This is a genomic window from Rickettsia felis URRWXCal2, assembly GCA_000012145.1.
Classification (GTDB): domain Bacteria; phylum Pseudomonadota; class Alphaproteobacteria; order Rickettsiales; family Rickettsiaceae; genus Rickettsia; species Rickettsia felis.
In genome coordinates this window covers 310,764-325,377 of record CP000053.1, presented here as the reverse complement: position 1 = coordinate 325,377, position 14,614 = coordinate 310,764, and the positions used below count along the sequence as shown (strand labels likewise).

Sequence of the window (14,614 nt, the reverse complement as noted above, 5' to 3'; positions counted from 1 at the left end):
TTCTTAAAATCCGACTCTCATAAAGATTACCAACTATCTAGTGTGGTTGGGAGAAGCAGCGGTACTAATTTTTTCCATTCCTTTTTAGCACTTTCTAAAAAGGTATTAATATTTACCGGTATTTTTTATCATTTTTACGTTCCTCTATAATTCTACCTAACTCAATATCATCAATCATTTCTATCATAACTTCATATAAATCAGCAGAAACACAATAAAAAACCGGTTGATTTCTAAGGTAAATGTTCTAATGATGTAGAAATTATTCCTAACTCAAGTTAATTCACTATATAATGTATAATATTCAATTTAGAATCACAATTCTTCTATAGCATATTTAATAATAATTTATTTTTTTATTTTGTATTGTGATAACGGAAATAAGTGAAAGAGCTATACTTATTATAAAGAAAATACCTAAAATTAAAGGAGAATTATATTGTTCTAATAAATAAGAAGCTATAACCGGAATAAAGCTTGCTACGGAATAAGCACTATTATAAATTAATGCTATAGCAGTGTAACGCATTTTAGTAGCAAATAAGCGTGATAATATAGGCATATAGCTGGTAAAGAAGAGAGAAATAAATAATTGATATATTATAAAAAATATTTGTAATGACCAAAAAGTTCCCTTATTAAGTAAAGCAAATGATACAAATAAAAATATGCTAAAAAGTATTAAAGAACATAATAAAATTTTTAGCTTTGAAACATAATCTGACAACCAACCAAAAATAATGGTAAATATAAAAGAGGTGATCATACTAATTGTCATACTACTATAAATATCAACTAATTCATAATTAAAATATTTATTGAGATAAACAGGAAAATATAAATTTATAATAACTAGGTTAGCATGAAAAAATACTAGCCCTAATCCTATAGCTATATTAACTAAGTTTTGTGATAGTAATAATTTCAATGGTATTAATAAATTAGTGTCAGTTTGTTCTCTATTCTTTTCTTGTAAAAATTCAGGAGTTTCACTAATATTCTTACGAATATAGTAGGAAATTATAGCTAATATCCCCCCGCATATAAAAGGTATTCGCCATGCCCCTTCAATAATTTCTTGATAACTATAGAGTTTATTTAACGTGGCTACCATAGCTGTAGCCATAAGTGCACCTATACTAATACTTGATAACATTACACTACCTAATTTACCGGTAGGAGCATACTCGCTAATAATGGTAGTAGCCCCAGGTAACTCAGCTCCTAAGGATATACCTTGACATAGACGGCATACTAATAATCCAATAGGGGCAATAATTCCTATTTGATTATAGGTAGGTAGTAAGCCTATTCCCATTGTTGAAAAACCCATTGTTAGCATAACCACAACAAATGTTTTTTTTCGCCCATAAGTATCTGCTATCATTCCTATAATAGTTCCTCCAAACGGTCTGAACAAATAACCTACAGCAAAAACTATAAAAGTTTGAATCATACTGCTTATACTATCATTTACAGAGAAGAAAATATCTGATAAATATTTAGCCATCATGCCATATATAACAAAATCGTAATATTCAAGACCTGACCCTAATGAAGTAAATAAAGCTACTTTTAAAGGGATATTACTATTTACATTCTTTGCGTTTAACATTTTATTAACTCTTTATTTAATTTAGTTTTTATCAGAATTTTATTATCTTCATAAATCTCTTGAAAAAAGTAATTATTATCATTTATTAAAACGTTCTATTATTTCCTCTAACCCTCTATACACTAATAAATCCTTTAAATCAATCTCAACTCATTTATTCACACTTTTAGTTAAATTTCTATTGCATTCTTAAAACTCCTTACTATGATTCTGTCTATAGCTCAATTTTAACAAAATATTAAAATTTATAGAATTTAATAAGGAGTAGATTATGCTTAAATGGTGGTTTCAAACTCAATATGATAGGCTAATAGAAGCAATAAGAACAAAAAACATAGAAGAAGCTCAAAGATTAATTGCTGAAATGAGTATTACTGAATTAAACAAAGTTGATAGTAAAGGGGAAACAGTATTAACTTGGGCTGCTTGAATACGAGTTTATTGTGTGAAAAATGCTGATTGGAATAAGGCTAATATTTGACTAATTAAGGGTAGGGGATAAGACATAACGCGGCTTAAGCGTAGCCTGAATCATGTTAGCAACGGAAGTAAAATGATACAGAGCAACGGATGAAAATTGATACAGTATTAAAGTAATATCTTCTGGATAAGGAGGTAATGAATAATGATAATACTGGAGCAAATAATGGAAATAAAAATATTGAATAAACATGGTAAGAGCCTAAGAAGTATAGCAAGAGAAGTAGGAGTATCAGTAAATACAGTACGTAAATATTTAAAATATGATGGTAGCCCTAAATATAAGGATAGGTCGGAGTTGGTAACAAAGCTTGCCCCATATAAAGACTACTTGAGTGAAAGAATAAAATCAGCCCATCCTGTATCTCTACCTGGTACTGTACTGTTTCAGGAGATAAAAGAGTTAGGTTACACAGGAGGGATAACCCAACTAAGGGATTATTTAAGAAGTATCAAGCCAGTAGCTAAACAGGAGGATATAATAAGATTTGAGACTGCTTCTGGTAAACAGATGCAAGTGGATTGGATAGAATTTCGTAAGGGGAAAGATCCTCTATCAGCTTTTGTGGCTACATTAGGATTTAGCCGAGCAAGCTATATAGAATTTGTTAACAATGAAAAACTTATAACACTAATAGAATGCCATAAGCGAGCATTTGATTATTTTGGCGGAGTACCGGAAGAAGTACTTTATGACAATATGAAGACAGTAATACTGGATAGGGATACATATGGTCCTTGGGATACACCGTTTTAATAAAGGCATGCTGGATTTTGCAAAACATTATAGTTTTCGATTAAAAGTGTGTAGACCTTATCGAGCACAGACTAAGGGCAAGGTTGAGCGATTTAACAGATATATAAGAGAAAGCTTTTATAATCCATTAGTAACAAAATTAAAAACTTCAGAGTTGGTGTTAGATGTGGATACTGCAAATTCGGAGGTACTAAAATGGTTACGTGATACTGCAAATCTGCGTGTACATAGAACAACAGGTGCAATACCTGCAGAAAGATTAAAACTTGAAAGGAATCATCTTCAACCACTACCATTGGATTATAGCGGTAGTCATCCTACAGTACTAGAGATTATGAGAGATAAAGGGGAACGATTTTCTACAGTTTCCTTACAACATTCCCTCTGCATATACCAAAGTATACTGGAGGCATTATGAACCTGCAGCACCAACGTATAGAAGAGCTGTGCCACTCTTTAAACCTTATGCAGATAGCTGAAAATTATCTTGATATTGCACAATCCTCTAGTAAAGAAGACTCAAGTTATACGGATTTCCTGGAGTCAATATTAAAAACAGAGCTATTGGCACGACAGCACAGGAGTAAATCAATACTCACCAAAATGGCAGGCTTCCCTGCTATCAAAACGCTGGATGATTTTGATTATGATTTTGCTACAGGAATAAAACACAAGGTTTTGGAAGGTTTAAGGTCTCTGTCTTTTGTAGAAAGACAAGAAAATATTATTCTGCTTGGTCCTTCTGGAGTAGGAAAAACCCATATAGCTATTGCCCTTGGTTATGCAGCAACACAATGCGGAATCAAAACTAAATTTACAACAGCTGCAGATTTGATGCTTATACTTAATGCTGGGCTAAACCAGGGAAACCTGGACTCCATATTCAAAAGAGTTATACTACCATATAAATTACTTATAATAGATGAGTTTGGGTATCTGCCGTTAAAACCGGAACAAGCTAATCTGTTATTTCAAGTTATAGCAAAGCGTTACGAAAAGGGTAGCATAATTCTTACAAGTAATCTGCCATTTGGACAATGGCATAATAGTCTTGCTCAGGATAGTGCTCTTACAGCTGCTATCTTAGATCGTCTGCTTCATCACTCCACTATACTCAATATTAAAGGTGATAGTTTCAGGCTTAAGGATAAAAAGAAGACTGGTCTTGTGCCAATAGAAATTATTAATAAACAGGAGGATAATTTTATGACTTAAATATCAGATAATTTTTTTTATGATACTGTATCATTTTTCAGCCGATGCTTATTAAATATCTGTATCATTTTTCGACCGGTGTTGACAGCTACCTCTGCTCCAAAAATGTCGTTAATCATTTCTTCAGTTAATTCTGTATCCTCAATAGTATCATGAAGTAAAGCAGCTTGTAGCATTATGGTCGTAAAAAGCTTAGGAACTTCTTCAGCTACAAACTCCGCAAGCATAATCGTCACCTCAATCGGATGAGAATAATAAGGATCACCTGATTGACGCATTTGAGAACCGTGATATTTACGAGCGTAGTAAATGCCTTTTTTAACCTCCTCTATATCAACAGGATTTTTTACTTTAGTGTTTAAATCTTCGAGTTTATCAAGTAATTTTTTAGCATAAACGCAAACTTCAAACTTTTCTTTCCAAGAGCTTATATCTTTCATAAAAGTTATTTTTTATTTTTGTTAATAATAGTTGATTACAATTAAAGCAAAAATTAAAAAATTGCAATAACAAATAATTTTTTAACTTTAAATATATTAGCAACTTTTGGTTATTTTGTATTTTAGCAACTATAATTTTACTTTATTAACTGCTTTAACTTCTACTTCCTCTCGCAATTTATACTTTGCTATTTTTTTTGAAAAGCTAGTAAAAATAACGGCAAAAGTAATAAATAATGCGGAAAAGAATTACAGTAAAATTTAGAAAGGTTCCGGACAAGATAAATTTAAAGGCGAGCGAGCTAGACATATATTAATATGTAAGCAAAGGCGATAGTACAAAATTCTCTTGTATCAAGCTTTATGAATTATGCTATATATAAAAGATTCTAAAAACTCGTATGAATCAGGAAATTTATTCAGTGTCATATCATAGCTTGTTGACCACGATATAGCATTATTACGTGGATCGATTCCACCCATATCATCCTAGCTCGCTTGACCGCAGGTTTCAAAAAAGATAGCCAAGTAATGTAATATTATAATGAAATATTTAACTACCACTAAAGTGAGATAAAAAAGATATAAACTGTCATACTGGAACTTGTTCCGGATATCCAGAAAACCTTAAAAAGTTTTGGATCCCATGGTCAAGACTATAATACTGGACATTTTTCGTTCCATGTCATTCCCTCGTGGCATTGTTGCGTGGACCGGTAAAACCCACTGTGTCACCCCGTGGCTTGACCCATAGTACCGGACAATTTCTATTCTATGTCATTCCCGCGTAGGCGGGAGTCCAGTCAAATAAAGCTTTTTTAAAGCTTTATTTGAAAAAAACGATATAATAAAAAATCTTTAAAATTAAGATTTTTTATTCTGGATCCCCGCTTTCGCGGGGATGACATCGAGGTCTTTTCAAAAACTGTCCGGTACTATAGGCTTGATCACGGGGTCCATAAAAACAATTAAAAATACTAATAATTTTAGTATTTTTAACTGGATTGTCTTAGCAATTACTCCGTAATTTTCTTGCAATGGCATTAAACTATTAACTAATATATACTTAGTTAGAAATGCCATTTCACAAAGATACTGTTTTTCTTGATAGGTTTAACTATTGTAACATTTAAGACTGAAAAGCTTGAGTTTAAGGCTCATGAATTGCGTGATGTTTTCGTTGAAATACTAAAAACTTTCGATTGGTGGGCGATGACGGACTCGAACCGCCGACACTCTCGGTGTAAACGAGATACTCTACCAGCTGAGCTAATCGCCCATATTTTTTATTAATTAGTAAAATAACATTATTTATAATTAATAAGAAGTATATATAAGTAATTTATAGCAAAATTTTATTAGCTCTTGCTTTTAAATTACCTATAAAGTGTTATTTACTTTCGTTCAAACTTTTTATTTGTTTTGATAACCTGCTGATTTTTCTTGAGGCGGTATTTAATTTAATTATATTTTTTTTCACACCTTGCATTATCTTAGACTGAGCAACAGATAAAGCTAAGTTAGCATTTTCTTTATTACCAAGACTGATTTCATGTGCAACTTTCTTTATAAAAGTTTTTATTGCACTAGATCTTTTTTTATTGATTAGAGTTCTTTTTACTGTTTGTCTGGCAGCTTTTTTTGCTGAAGAATGATTAGCCATTACCGAGTCCCTTATATTTTAATTTTTAATTTCTTCATTAGCATCTTGCTATATATTTCCTTTAGCATTAATATCTCTATCTACAAATTCAATATATGCTATCGGTGCTAAATCACCATAACGGAATCCGGCTTTTATTATTCTAGTGTAACCGCCAGGTCTATCTTTATATCTAGTACCTAAAATATTTATAAGCTTTTCTACTGCTTTTTTATCTTTTATTTTTGATAAAACGCTTCTTCTTACCGTTAAATCAGCTTTTTTAGCTTTAGTAATTAGAGTTTCAATGTAAGGTCTTAATTCCTTAGCTTTTGGTAAAGTAGTTTTAATTTGTTCATGGGTTACAAGTGCTACAGCCATATTAGCGAGCATTGCTTGCCTATGACTACTTGTTACATTTAACTTTCTACCTTTAATTTTATGTCGCATTTTTATTAGTCCTTAATTATAAGAATCTTCATAACGATTAGATAATTCTTGAATATTTTCCGGTGGCCAATCCGGTACATCCATACCGAATCTTAAATTAAATTTTGCCAATATTTCTTTAATCTCATTTAAAGATTTTCTACCGAAATTTGGGGTTCTCAGCATATCGGATTCCGTTCTTTTTACTAGATCCCCTATATATATTATATTATCATTTTTCAAACAATTTGCCGATCTAACTGATAATTCCAATTCATCAACTCTCTTAAGTAAATAAGGTGAAAACGGTAAAGCATCAGTTTTAACTTGCTTATCTTCTTCCTGTTCTTCAAAAGAAATAAATAATTGTAATTGCTCTTGTAGAATACGTGCAGCTAAACCTACAGCCATTTCAGGTAATAAATCACCGTTAGTTTCTACAAACATAATTAATTTATCATAGTCGGTAACCTGACCTACCCTAGTATTTTCTACTTTATAAGTAACACTCTTTACCGGGTTAAATAAAGCATCTATAGCTATTTCACCAATAGGTAAATTATCCTCATAGCTATTTGTGCTAAGTACATATCCTTTACCAACCTTACAAGTTAATTCCATTTCGAGCTGCTTGTTCTTAGCTAGATTACAAATTACATGATCCGGATTCAGTATTTCTACATCATGACCTGTTTCAATCATACCAGCCGTTATAACACAAGGTCCTGTTGCTTTTAATTTCATGATACGTTTTTCCGCAACATGCATTTTTACTTCAATACCTTTAATGTTTAAAATCACTTCCGATACATCTTCTTTTACACCGGGTATAGAAGAAAATTCGTGTTCTATAGCAGGGATCTTTATAGAAGTGATAGCTGCTCCTTGTAAAGAAGAAAGTAATACTCTTCTCATAGCATTACCGAGTGTTAAACCAAAACCTCTTTCTAAAGGTTCAACTACAATTTTAGCTTTATTATTGGTTTCCGGAAAATTTTCATAAGCTACTTTATTCGGCTTTATTAAAGTATTCCAATTTTTACTTAACGATAACATTTAATACCTATGATTCTCTTATACTCTTCTTCTTTTTGGCGGTCTCACTCCATTATGAGCAATTGACGATACATCTAAAATTGATGTAACCACAAAATTTTGCCCGAATAAAGCTCTCATTGCTGATTCACGCTGAGCTCCCGGCCCTCCAATCCTAATAGAAATAGTTTTTAGACCATATTCTTTTGCTTTTTCCGATGCTCTATCAATTGTTACTTGAGCTGCATAAGGTGTTGCTTTTCTTGCCCCTTTAAACCCATTACCTCCTGCCGATGCAGAAGAAATAGTATTACCTTGGATATCAGTAAATGTTACTATAGTATTATTAAATGATGCTCGGATATGCACAACACCTAGAGTGATAGTTTTTTTCTTTTTCTTAACTTTAACCGTCTGATTCATTATTTATACTCTATACTTAAACTATTATTTTACAGCTTTTTTCTTTCCGGCTATCGCAATAGCTTTACCTTTTCTAGTTCGAGCATTAGAATGCGTGTTCTGTCCTCTCACCGGCAACTTACGTATATGTCTAAGCCCTTGATAACATCTTATATCTTTTTTCTTCTTAATATTAAGCGTAACTTCTCGTCTTAAATCACCCTCAACTTTATACTCACTTTCAATAATATTACGTAAGCTTATTAACTCTTGATCCGTAAGTTCTTTAACTTTTTTATCTTTCGATATTTTTGCTTTATTACAGATCTCTGCTGCCATAGCAGGTCCAAGACCGTAAATGTAAGTTAAACTCACAACTAAGCGTTTATTATCGGGAATATTAACACTTGCAATTCTTGCCACAAATAATCTCCAAAATTTTACTGGTAACTAGAAAATAATATAAAAATCTTTGATAAAGTCAATTTATTTTTAGTATTTTCTGTATATCAATTTCTATTTCTTGTTCATTTTTACTTCCATCAACTATATAAAAATTACCACTATTTTTATAATAATCTATTAATGGATATGTTTCTGTTTTATATACTTCAATTCTTTTTTTTATTACTTCTTCATTATCGTCTTTTCTATAGTCAAATGTACTTGAACCGCAAACGTCGCATACATTATCAGTTTTAGGCTGCAAGAAGTAACTATTATATATTTTACCGCAATTTTTACAACTATATCTTCCTAAAACTCTTTTAATTAATAATTCATCTGAAACATCAAAATATATTATTTTAATTTTTTCTTTAATAAATGATTCAAAGAATTTTGCTTGCTCTAAATTACGTGGATATCCATCTAATATATAGCCGTTTTTATATTCAGAGGATAATAAAAAATTTTTAATTACTTGATTAACTATTTCATTAGGGATAAGCTCCCCTTGCTTAACATAATTATTAATTAACTCTGCTTCACTAGTTGATGTTTTAATAATTGTTCTAAATATATCACCGATTGCTATATGTGGTAAATCAATTTTTTTAGCTATCTTTTTTCCTTGTGTTCCCTTTCCGGCTCCTGGAGGACCTAAAAAAATTACTATCACTATGTAAGCTCATTTTTAATTTTTTAATTTTACTTTCTTCATTAAACCTTCATACTTACTACTAAATAAGTAAGTTTGAATCTGAGTCATAGTATCAAGTACCACGTTCACTACAATTAAAAAACTCGTACCTCCTAACGAAAGAGAAATTACATACTTATTCATTAATAGCTCCGGAATTACACATATTACACTTAAATATATCCCACCTATAACCGTAAGCCTTGTAAGTATATAATCAAAATAATCAGATGTATTTTTCCCTGGTCTTTTACCTGGAATATAAGCACCGTATTTTCTTAAATTATTAGCAGTTTCTTCAGAATTAAATACTATTGCAGTATAAAAAAAACTAAAAAACATAATTAATGCTACATATAATAAAATATATACAGGTTTTCCATGCCCTAAGTAATAAGTAAGCATGCCCATAGTTTCTGAATTACTATTAGAAAAATTAGCAAGCGTAGCAGGAAATAGTAAAATTGAACTAGCAAATATTGGAGGTATTACACCAGAAGTATTTAATTTAAGAGGCATATGCGTTGCTTCTCCTCCATAAATTTTATTTCCTACTTGTCTTTTAGGATACTGCACCAATAATTTTCTTTGGGCTTTTTCAAAAAATATAATTATAGCTATTAATACAACTACTCCAATACAAACAGCTAACGCTATTAAAGGCGATAATGCTCCTTTTCTTGATAATTCAAACATACTAATAATAGCACTAGGTACTCCTGAAATTATGCCTATAAATATAATTAAGGACGTACCGTTACCTATTCCGCGTTGTGTAATTTGTTCTCCTAACCACATTAATAGCATAGTGCCTACAACCAAAGTAATTACGGTTGTAACCCTAAAGAAAAAACCCGCTAAAATTACTACAGGACCGGTATTTGTTACAATCGACTCTAAACTTATAGCAACTCCATAAGCCTGAAAAGAAGCAAGCAGAACCGTTAAATATCTCGATAGCTGATTTACTTTTCTTTTACCTACTTCCCCTTCTTTTTTTAAATTTTCTAAAGGTTTATATGCAACTGACATTAATTGGATAATAATTGAGGCGGTAATATACGGCATAATTGCTAAAGCAAAAATAGACATTCTACCTAGCGATCCTCCGGATAGCATGTTGAACATTCCGAGTATTCCGGATTGATTCTTTTCAGCCACACTACTTAAAGCAATTGAATCTATACCGGGTATAGGTATAAAAGACCCAAATCTACATACTATAAGAATGAGAATAGTAAAAACAATGCGACTAACTAAATCATTACCGGATTTTTTAGAAAAATTCTGCCCCATATACTATAATAATTTTCCACCTGCTTTTTCGATTAAATCCTTAGCTTTAGAAGAATAAGCATCTAATTTTAATGATAGGGGAGAAGCGAAATCATCACTACAAATAGATAATAATTTCACTAATTTCTTATTATTTTTATTATTAACTACTCCGACTTCTACCAATTTTTCTTTCGTAATAGTATCAGCAGCACTTAAACGCCCATCGGCTAATGCTTCTTCAATATTATAAATATTTATTATATTGTATTTTTTAGTTGAAATACAATTAAATCCTCTTTTAGGCAGTCTTTTGATCATAGGTGTTTGACCACCTTCAAAACCTTTTATTGCAACGCCAGATCTAGATTTTTGACCTTTAATTCCTCTACCGCCGGTTTTTCCTTTACCGCTACCAATACCGCGTGCTATTCTTTTCTTATTTTTTTTAGCACCTATATTATTATATAATTCATTTAATTTCATTTAAAAACTCTAATTACATATTTTCTATTTTTAACAAATGCTTTACTTTTTCAACCATCCCTTTGATTGAGTTAGTATTTTCAAGAATAACGCTCTTATTAATTTTGTTTAAACCAAGCCCAACTAATGTCAATCTTTGATCATACTTACGACCTATAGCACTTTTAACTTGAGTAATTTTTATATTATTAATCTTATTATTCATAACTTCACCTATACTTAACGCAACATTATTCATTAACTTGAATATCAGAGGATTTTACAGATATTTCATTTACTTTTTTATCTCTTCTCATAGCAATAGATTTTGGTGATGCAAGTTTATTTAAGGCATCAAATGTTGCAGAAATCATTGCATAAACATTCGTTGAACCTATTGATTTAGCAACAATATCATGAACGCCTAAAGAATCAAAAATTGCTCTCATAGACCCTCCGGCTATAACACCCGTACCTGCTTTAGCTCTTCTTAAAATCACTTTAGCAGCTCCGCTTTTACCGACAACGTCATGGTGAATAGTCCTATTTTGATATAACGGCACTTTCATCATTCTCTTTTTAGCGGCTTGTTTTGCTTTTCCTCGAGCTTCGTTTACTTCTTTAGCTTTTCCGTGTCCCGCTCCGACTCTGCCAGCTTTATCACCGACAACTACATAAGCAGAAAAAGCAAATCTTCTACCGCCTTTTACTACTTTTGTAACTCTATTTACATCAACTAAAACTTCGCTTAAAGTCTCTTCATTTTTTTTAACTTTAGACATTACTACAACCTTATAACCTAAAATTTTATTTTCTCTCTAGCTGCATCAGCTAGAGCTTTTACAACACCGTGATACTTATATCCGCCTCTATCAAATACTACTTCTTTTATCCCTGCAGAATCAGCTTTTTTTGCTATTTCTTCACCTACTTTGATAGCATTTTCAATATTACAATGAGATTTTTTAAATTTTTTTATTTTCTTATCTAAAGTTGAAGCAGAAGCAATCGTTATAGACTTAGAATCATCAATAATTTGTGCATATATATGTCTACCTGATTTAAATATCGATAATCTAACTCTATTAGATGTTTTAGATATTTTATGTCTTATTCTACTTCTTCTTTTTTCAAATTTTAGCTTAGCACTACGCATATTTAACTCTTAAATTTAATTTTTCTTACCTTCTTTACGCGGTATAAATTGATTTTCAAATTTAATCCCTTTTCCTTTATAAGGCTCAGGTGGTCTCTGTTTTATAATAATTGAGGCAAATTGTCCTAATTTTTCTTTATCTGTTCCCTCAAGAATAATAATATTTTGCTTAGGTACCTCTATTTTAATATCTGAAGGTATTTCAATTTTTGTATTATGGCTTTTAGCAAGCATTAAATTTAAATATTTACCTTTTACCATTGCTCTGTAACCGACTCCGTTAATTTCGAGTTTAAGCTTAAACCCTTCTTTAACGCCGGTAACCATATTTGATATTATGCTTCTTGCAGTACCCCACATAGCACGTGCATTTTTATTTGCGGCTAAAGGTTTTACTAAAAGCTTATTTTCTTCCAATGAAATTGCTATATTACCTTTAAAAGTTTTTGATAATTCGCCTTTAGGCCCGGATATTTTTACTTCTAAATCATTTAAACCAACTTTTACACCTTCAGGTATAGTAATCGGCAATTTTCCAACACGTGACATTTTTTTACCTTAAAATACTTTACAAATTACTTCGCCGCCGACATTTTTAATATGAGCTTCTCTATCAGACATAACACCGTAAGGAGTAGAAAGAATATATATACCCATATTATTATAATATCCTTTCAAATCTTTAATAGCAGAATATACTCTTTTTCCAGGCTTTGATACTCTATGAATTTCGCATATAGAAGCATCACCGTTTACAGAGTATTTTAAAGCTACCTCAGTATAACTAATATTATTTTTTTGAGTAGTTACATAATCTTTTATATAACCTTCTTTTTGCAAAACATCTAAAATTGAAGTTTTAATTTTAGAACTAGGAAAAGAAACATTTATCAATTTGCTTTTATAAGCATTTCTAATTCTAGTTAACATATCTGCTACATTATCCGTCATTGACATATTATTTACCTATCGACTTTTACCAACTTGACTTAACTACACCGGGAACTAAGCCTCTACCTATTAATTCCCTAAGCTTATTCCTAGATATACCGAATTTTCTTGTAACACCTCTTGGTCTACCTGTAAGCTCACATCTATTTCTTATTCTAGTAGATGATGAATTCCTAGGTAATTGTGCAAGTGACATTACCAAAGAAAAACGCTCTTCTAATGAAATATTTTTATCATAAATTTTACTTTTTAGTGCTGAACGTTTATTATGTAAACTTTGTGATTTTTTTTTCCTACTTTCGTTCTTTTTTATAGAACTTACTTTTGCCATTATATATATCCTAAAAATTAATTATAAAAAGGTAAATTAAACCCTGATAACAAAAACTTACTTTCTTTATCTGTTTTAGCAGATGTAACGATTGTAATATCCATACCCCTTATTGTATCGATTTTATCGTAATTAATTTCAGGAAAAACTATCTGCTCTTTTAATCCAAAAGTAAAATTCCCTTTACCGTCAAAACTTTTATAAGAAAAACCGCGAAATTCTTTAACACGAGGTAACGCAACAATTACTAGCCTTTCTAAAAAATCATACATTCTATCTTTACGTAATGTAACCTTGCAGCCTATTTTCATACTTTCGCGTAACTTAAAGGTTGCAATAGATTTTCTTGCTAACGTTACAACCGGCTTCTGACCGGAAATCAAAGTAAGATCATTTACCGCATTATTAATTACTTTGGAATCGGCTATCGCTTCCCCTACTCCCATATTTATAACAATTTTCTTAATTTGCGGTATTTCATGCTTACTTTTATAAGAAAATTCTTTTTGTAAGTTTTCAATAATTTTTTGCTGATATAATTCTTTAAATCTTAACATTATTTACCTTCCTTACCGATAATTTCCCCTGATTTCTTTGCTACTCTAACCTTAGAACCGTCTTCTAAGAATTTAAAAGCTACTTTGGTAGGGTTACCAGTTTTTGGATCGATGTGTGCAATATTTGAGATATGTATAGGTAATTCTTTAGTTATTATCCCGCCTTCACTCATTTGATTAGGTTTAGTATGCTTTTTTACTAAATTTACTCCAGAAACAATTACTTTACTGTCCTCAGGAAAAACTTTTAATATTTTACCTTTTTTTCCTTTGTGCTTTCCGGTAATAACAACAACTTCATCACCTTTTTTTACTTTTAATTTAATCATTTATAACACTTCCTCTGCAAGCGACATTATTCTAACATATTTTTTCGCTCTAAGTTCTCTTGTAACAGGACCGAAAACTCTAGTACCGATAGGTTCATCTTGTTTATTCAAAAGCACTAATGCGTTTTTATCAAATTTTATTGTACTACCGTCAGGTCTTACTACTCCGGTCTTTGTACGAACAATCACGCCTTTATAAACATCGCCCTTTTTAACCTTACCGCCGGGTATAGCTTCTTTAACAGATACAACTATAACATCACCCAGCTTTGCCACCATATGGTGAGAGCCACCTAAAACTTTAATACACATAACTTTTTTAGCACCGGAATTATCTGCAACTTCCAAGATGCTCTGCATTTGAATCATAAACTACTTCCAATTTTTTATACAC

The 14,614-nt window shown here is 31.2% G+C and carries 20 protein-coding genes, 1 tRNA gene and 2 pseudogenes; 3 read left to right on the top strand and 20 right to left on the bottom strand.

The genetic code is table 11. The features are described from left to right. Window positions 1–337: 337 nt before the first annotated feature. The gene (locus RF_RS01665; RefSeq protein WP_011270654.1) at window positions 338–1,615 is read right to left on the bottom strand and encodes an MFS transporter; all 1,278 of its coding nucleotides are present in this window, start codon (window positions 1,613–1,615) and stop codon (window positions 338–340) included. Window positions 1,616–1,886: 271 nt separating this feature from the next. Here RF_RS01665 and RF_RS10435 point away from each other — a divergent pair, with 271 nt between their 5' ends. From RF_RS10435 to istB, 3 genes and pseudogenes are all read left to right on the top strand, one after another. After that, window positions 1,887–2,045 (top strand): hypothetical protein, encoded by a 159-nt coding sequence (locus tag RF_RS10435; protein ID WP_156110739.1) that lies wholly within the window; start codon window positions 1,887–1,889, stop codon window positions 2,043–2,045. A 195-nt stretch (window positions 2,046–2,240) separates the two neighbouring features. Further along, a pseudogene (gene istA, locus RF_RS01660) lies at window positions 2,241–3,270 on the top strand (IS21 family transposase). Next, a complete protein-coding gene (gene istB, locus RF_RS01655) occupies window positions 3,267–4,067 on the top strand; it encodes an IS21-like element helper ATPase IstB (protein WP_011270406.1) in 801 nt (266 codons plus the stop codon). Before istA ends, istB begins: the two are co-directional and overlap by 4 nt. Before the next feature lie 86 nt (window positions 4,068–4,153). Here the strand turns inward: istB and RF_RS01650 are convergent. From RF_RS01650 to rplN, 19 genes and pseudogenes are all read right to left on the bottom strand, one after another. Beyond that, window positions 4,154–4,507: pseudogene (locus RF_RS01650) on the bottom strand (HD domain-containing protein); the annotation flags it as partial. Window positions 4,508–5,710: 1,203 nt separating this feature from the next. Beyond that, a tRNA-Val gene (locus RF_RS01645) sits at window positions 5,711–5,786 on the bottom strand. A gap of 111 nt (window positions 5,787–5,897) precedes the next feature. Continuing rightward, on the bottom strand, window positions 5,898–6,170 hold the full coding sequence (gene rpsT / locus RF_RS01640; protein ID WP_011270652.1) for a 30S ribosomal protein S20: 273 nt from the start codon (window positions 6,168–6,170) through the stop codon (window positions 5,898–5,900). A gap of 48 nt (window positions 6,171–6,218) precedes the next feature. Further along, complete coding sequence (rplQ, locus tag RF_RS01635; protein WP_011270651.1) at window positions 6,219–6,599, bottom strand: 50S ribosomal protein L17; 381 nt, start codon at window positions 6,597–6,599, stop codon at window positions 6,219–6,221. Between the two features lie 12 nt (window positions 6,600–6,611). Beyond that, on the bottom strand, window positions 6,612–7,634 hold the full coding sequence (locus RF_RS01630) for a DNA-directed RNA polymerase subunit alpha (RefSeq protein WP_011270650.1): 1,023 nt from the start codon (window positions 7,632–7,634) through the stop codon (window positions 6,612–6,614). 18 nt (window positions 7,635–7,652) lie between these two features. Continuing rightward, on the bottom strand, window positions 7,653–8,036 hold the full coding sequence (rpsK, locus tag RF_RS01625; protein WP_008580920.1) for a 30S ribosomal protein S11: 384 nt from the start codon (window positions 8,034–8,036) through the stop codon (window positions 7,653–7,655). A 24-nt stretch (window positions 8,037–8,060) separates the two neighbouring features. Then, window positions 8,061–8,438, bottom strand: a complete 378-nt coding sequence (gene rpsM, locus RF_RS01620) for a 30S ribosomal protein S13 (protein ID WP_011270649.1) — start codon at window positions 8,436–8,438, stop codon at window positions 8,061–8,063. A gap of 58 nt (window positions 8,439–8,496) precedes the next feature. Continuing rightward, on the bottom strand, window positions 8,497–9,135 hold the full coding sequence (locus tag RF_RS01615) for an adenylate kinase (protein WP_011270648.1): 639 nt from the start codon (window positions 9,133–9,135) through the stop codon (window positions 8,497–8,499). Window positions 9,136–9,150: 15 nt separating this feature from the next. Further along, complete coding sequence (gene secY / locus RF_RS01610) at window positions 9,151–10,452, bottom strand: preprotein translocase subunit SecY (protein WP_011270647.1); 1,302 nt, start codon at window positions 10,450–10,452, stop codon at window positions 9,151–9,153. A 3-nt stretch (window positions 10,453–10,455) separates the two neighbouring features. Further along, complete coding sequence (rplO, locus tag RF_RS01605; protein ID WP_011270646.1) at window positions 10,456–10,917, bottom strand: 50S ribosomal protein L15; 462 nt, start codon at window positions 10,915–10,917, stop codon at window positions 10,456–10,458. Between the two features lie 13 nt (window positions 10,918–10,930). Next, on the bottom strand, window positions 10,931–11,122 hold the full coding sequence (gene rpmD, locus RF_RS01600) for a 50S ribosomal protein L30 (protein WP_039594859.1): 192 nt from the start codon (window positions 11,120–11,122) through the stop codon (window positions 10,931–10,933). A 25-nt stretch (window positions 11,123–11,147) separates the two neighbouring features. After that, a complete protein-coding gene (gene rpsE / locus RF_RS01595) occupies window positions 11,148–11,678 on the bottom strand; it encodes a 30S ribosomal protein S5 (protein WP_011270644.1) in 531 nt (176 codons plus the stop codon). A gap of 17 nt (window positions 11,679–11,695) precedes the next feature. Beyond that, window positions 11,696–12,052, bottom strand: coding sequence for a 50S ribosomal protein L18 (rplR, locus tag RF_RS01590; protein ID WP_011270643.1), 357 nt, complete (start codon window positions 12,050–12,052; stop codon window positions 11,696–11,698). 15 nt (window positions 12,053–12,067) lie between these two features. Beyond that, a complete protein-coding gene (rplF, locus tag RF_RS01585) occupies window positions 12,068–12,601 on the bottom strand; it encodes a 50S ribosomal protein L6 (RefSeq protein ID WP_011270642.1) in 534 nt (177 codons plus the stop codon). A 9-nt stretch (window positions 12,602–12,610) separates the two neighbouring features. Next, window positions 12,611–13,009, bottom strand: coding sequence for a 30S ribosomal protein S8 (gene rpsH / locus RF_RS01580; RefSeq protein ID WP_011270641.1), 399 nt, complete (start codon window positions 13,007–13,009; stop codon window positions 12,611–12,613). Between the two features lie 19 nt (window positions 13,010–13,028). Then, window positions 13,029–13,334 carry a 30S ribosomal protein S14 gene (gene rpsN, locus RF_RS01575; RefSeq protein ID WP_011270640.1) on the bottom strand — a complete coding sequence of 102 codons (306 nt, stop codon included), beginning with the start codon at window positions 13,332–13,334 and terminating at the stop codon, window positions 13,029–13,031. Between the two features lie 17 nt (window positions 13,335–13,351). Beyond that, window positions 13,352–13,891, bottom strand: coding sequence for a 50S ribosomal protein L5 (gene rplE / locus RF_RS01570; RefSeq protein WP_011270639.1), 540 nt, complete (start codon window positions 13,889–13,891; stop codon window positions 13,352–13,354). Beyond that, the gene (rplX, locus tag RF_RS01565) at window positions 13,891–14,220 is read right to left on the bottom strand and encodes a 50S ribosomal protein L24 (RefSeq protein WP_011270638.1); all 330 of its coding nucleotides are present in this window, start codon (window positions 14,218–14,220) and stop codon (window positions 13,891–13,893) included. Before rplX ends, rplE begins: the two co-directional genes overlap by 1 nt. Then, complete coding sequence (gene rplN / locus RF_RS01560; RefSeq protein WP_008580952.1) at window positions 14,221–14,589, bottom strand: 50S ribosomal protein L14; 369 nt, start codon at window positions 14,587–14,589, stop codon at window positions 14,221–14,223. Window positions 14,590–14,614 lie beyond the last annotated feature (25 nt).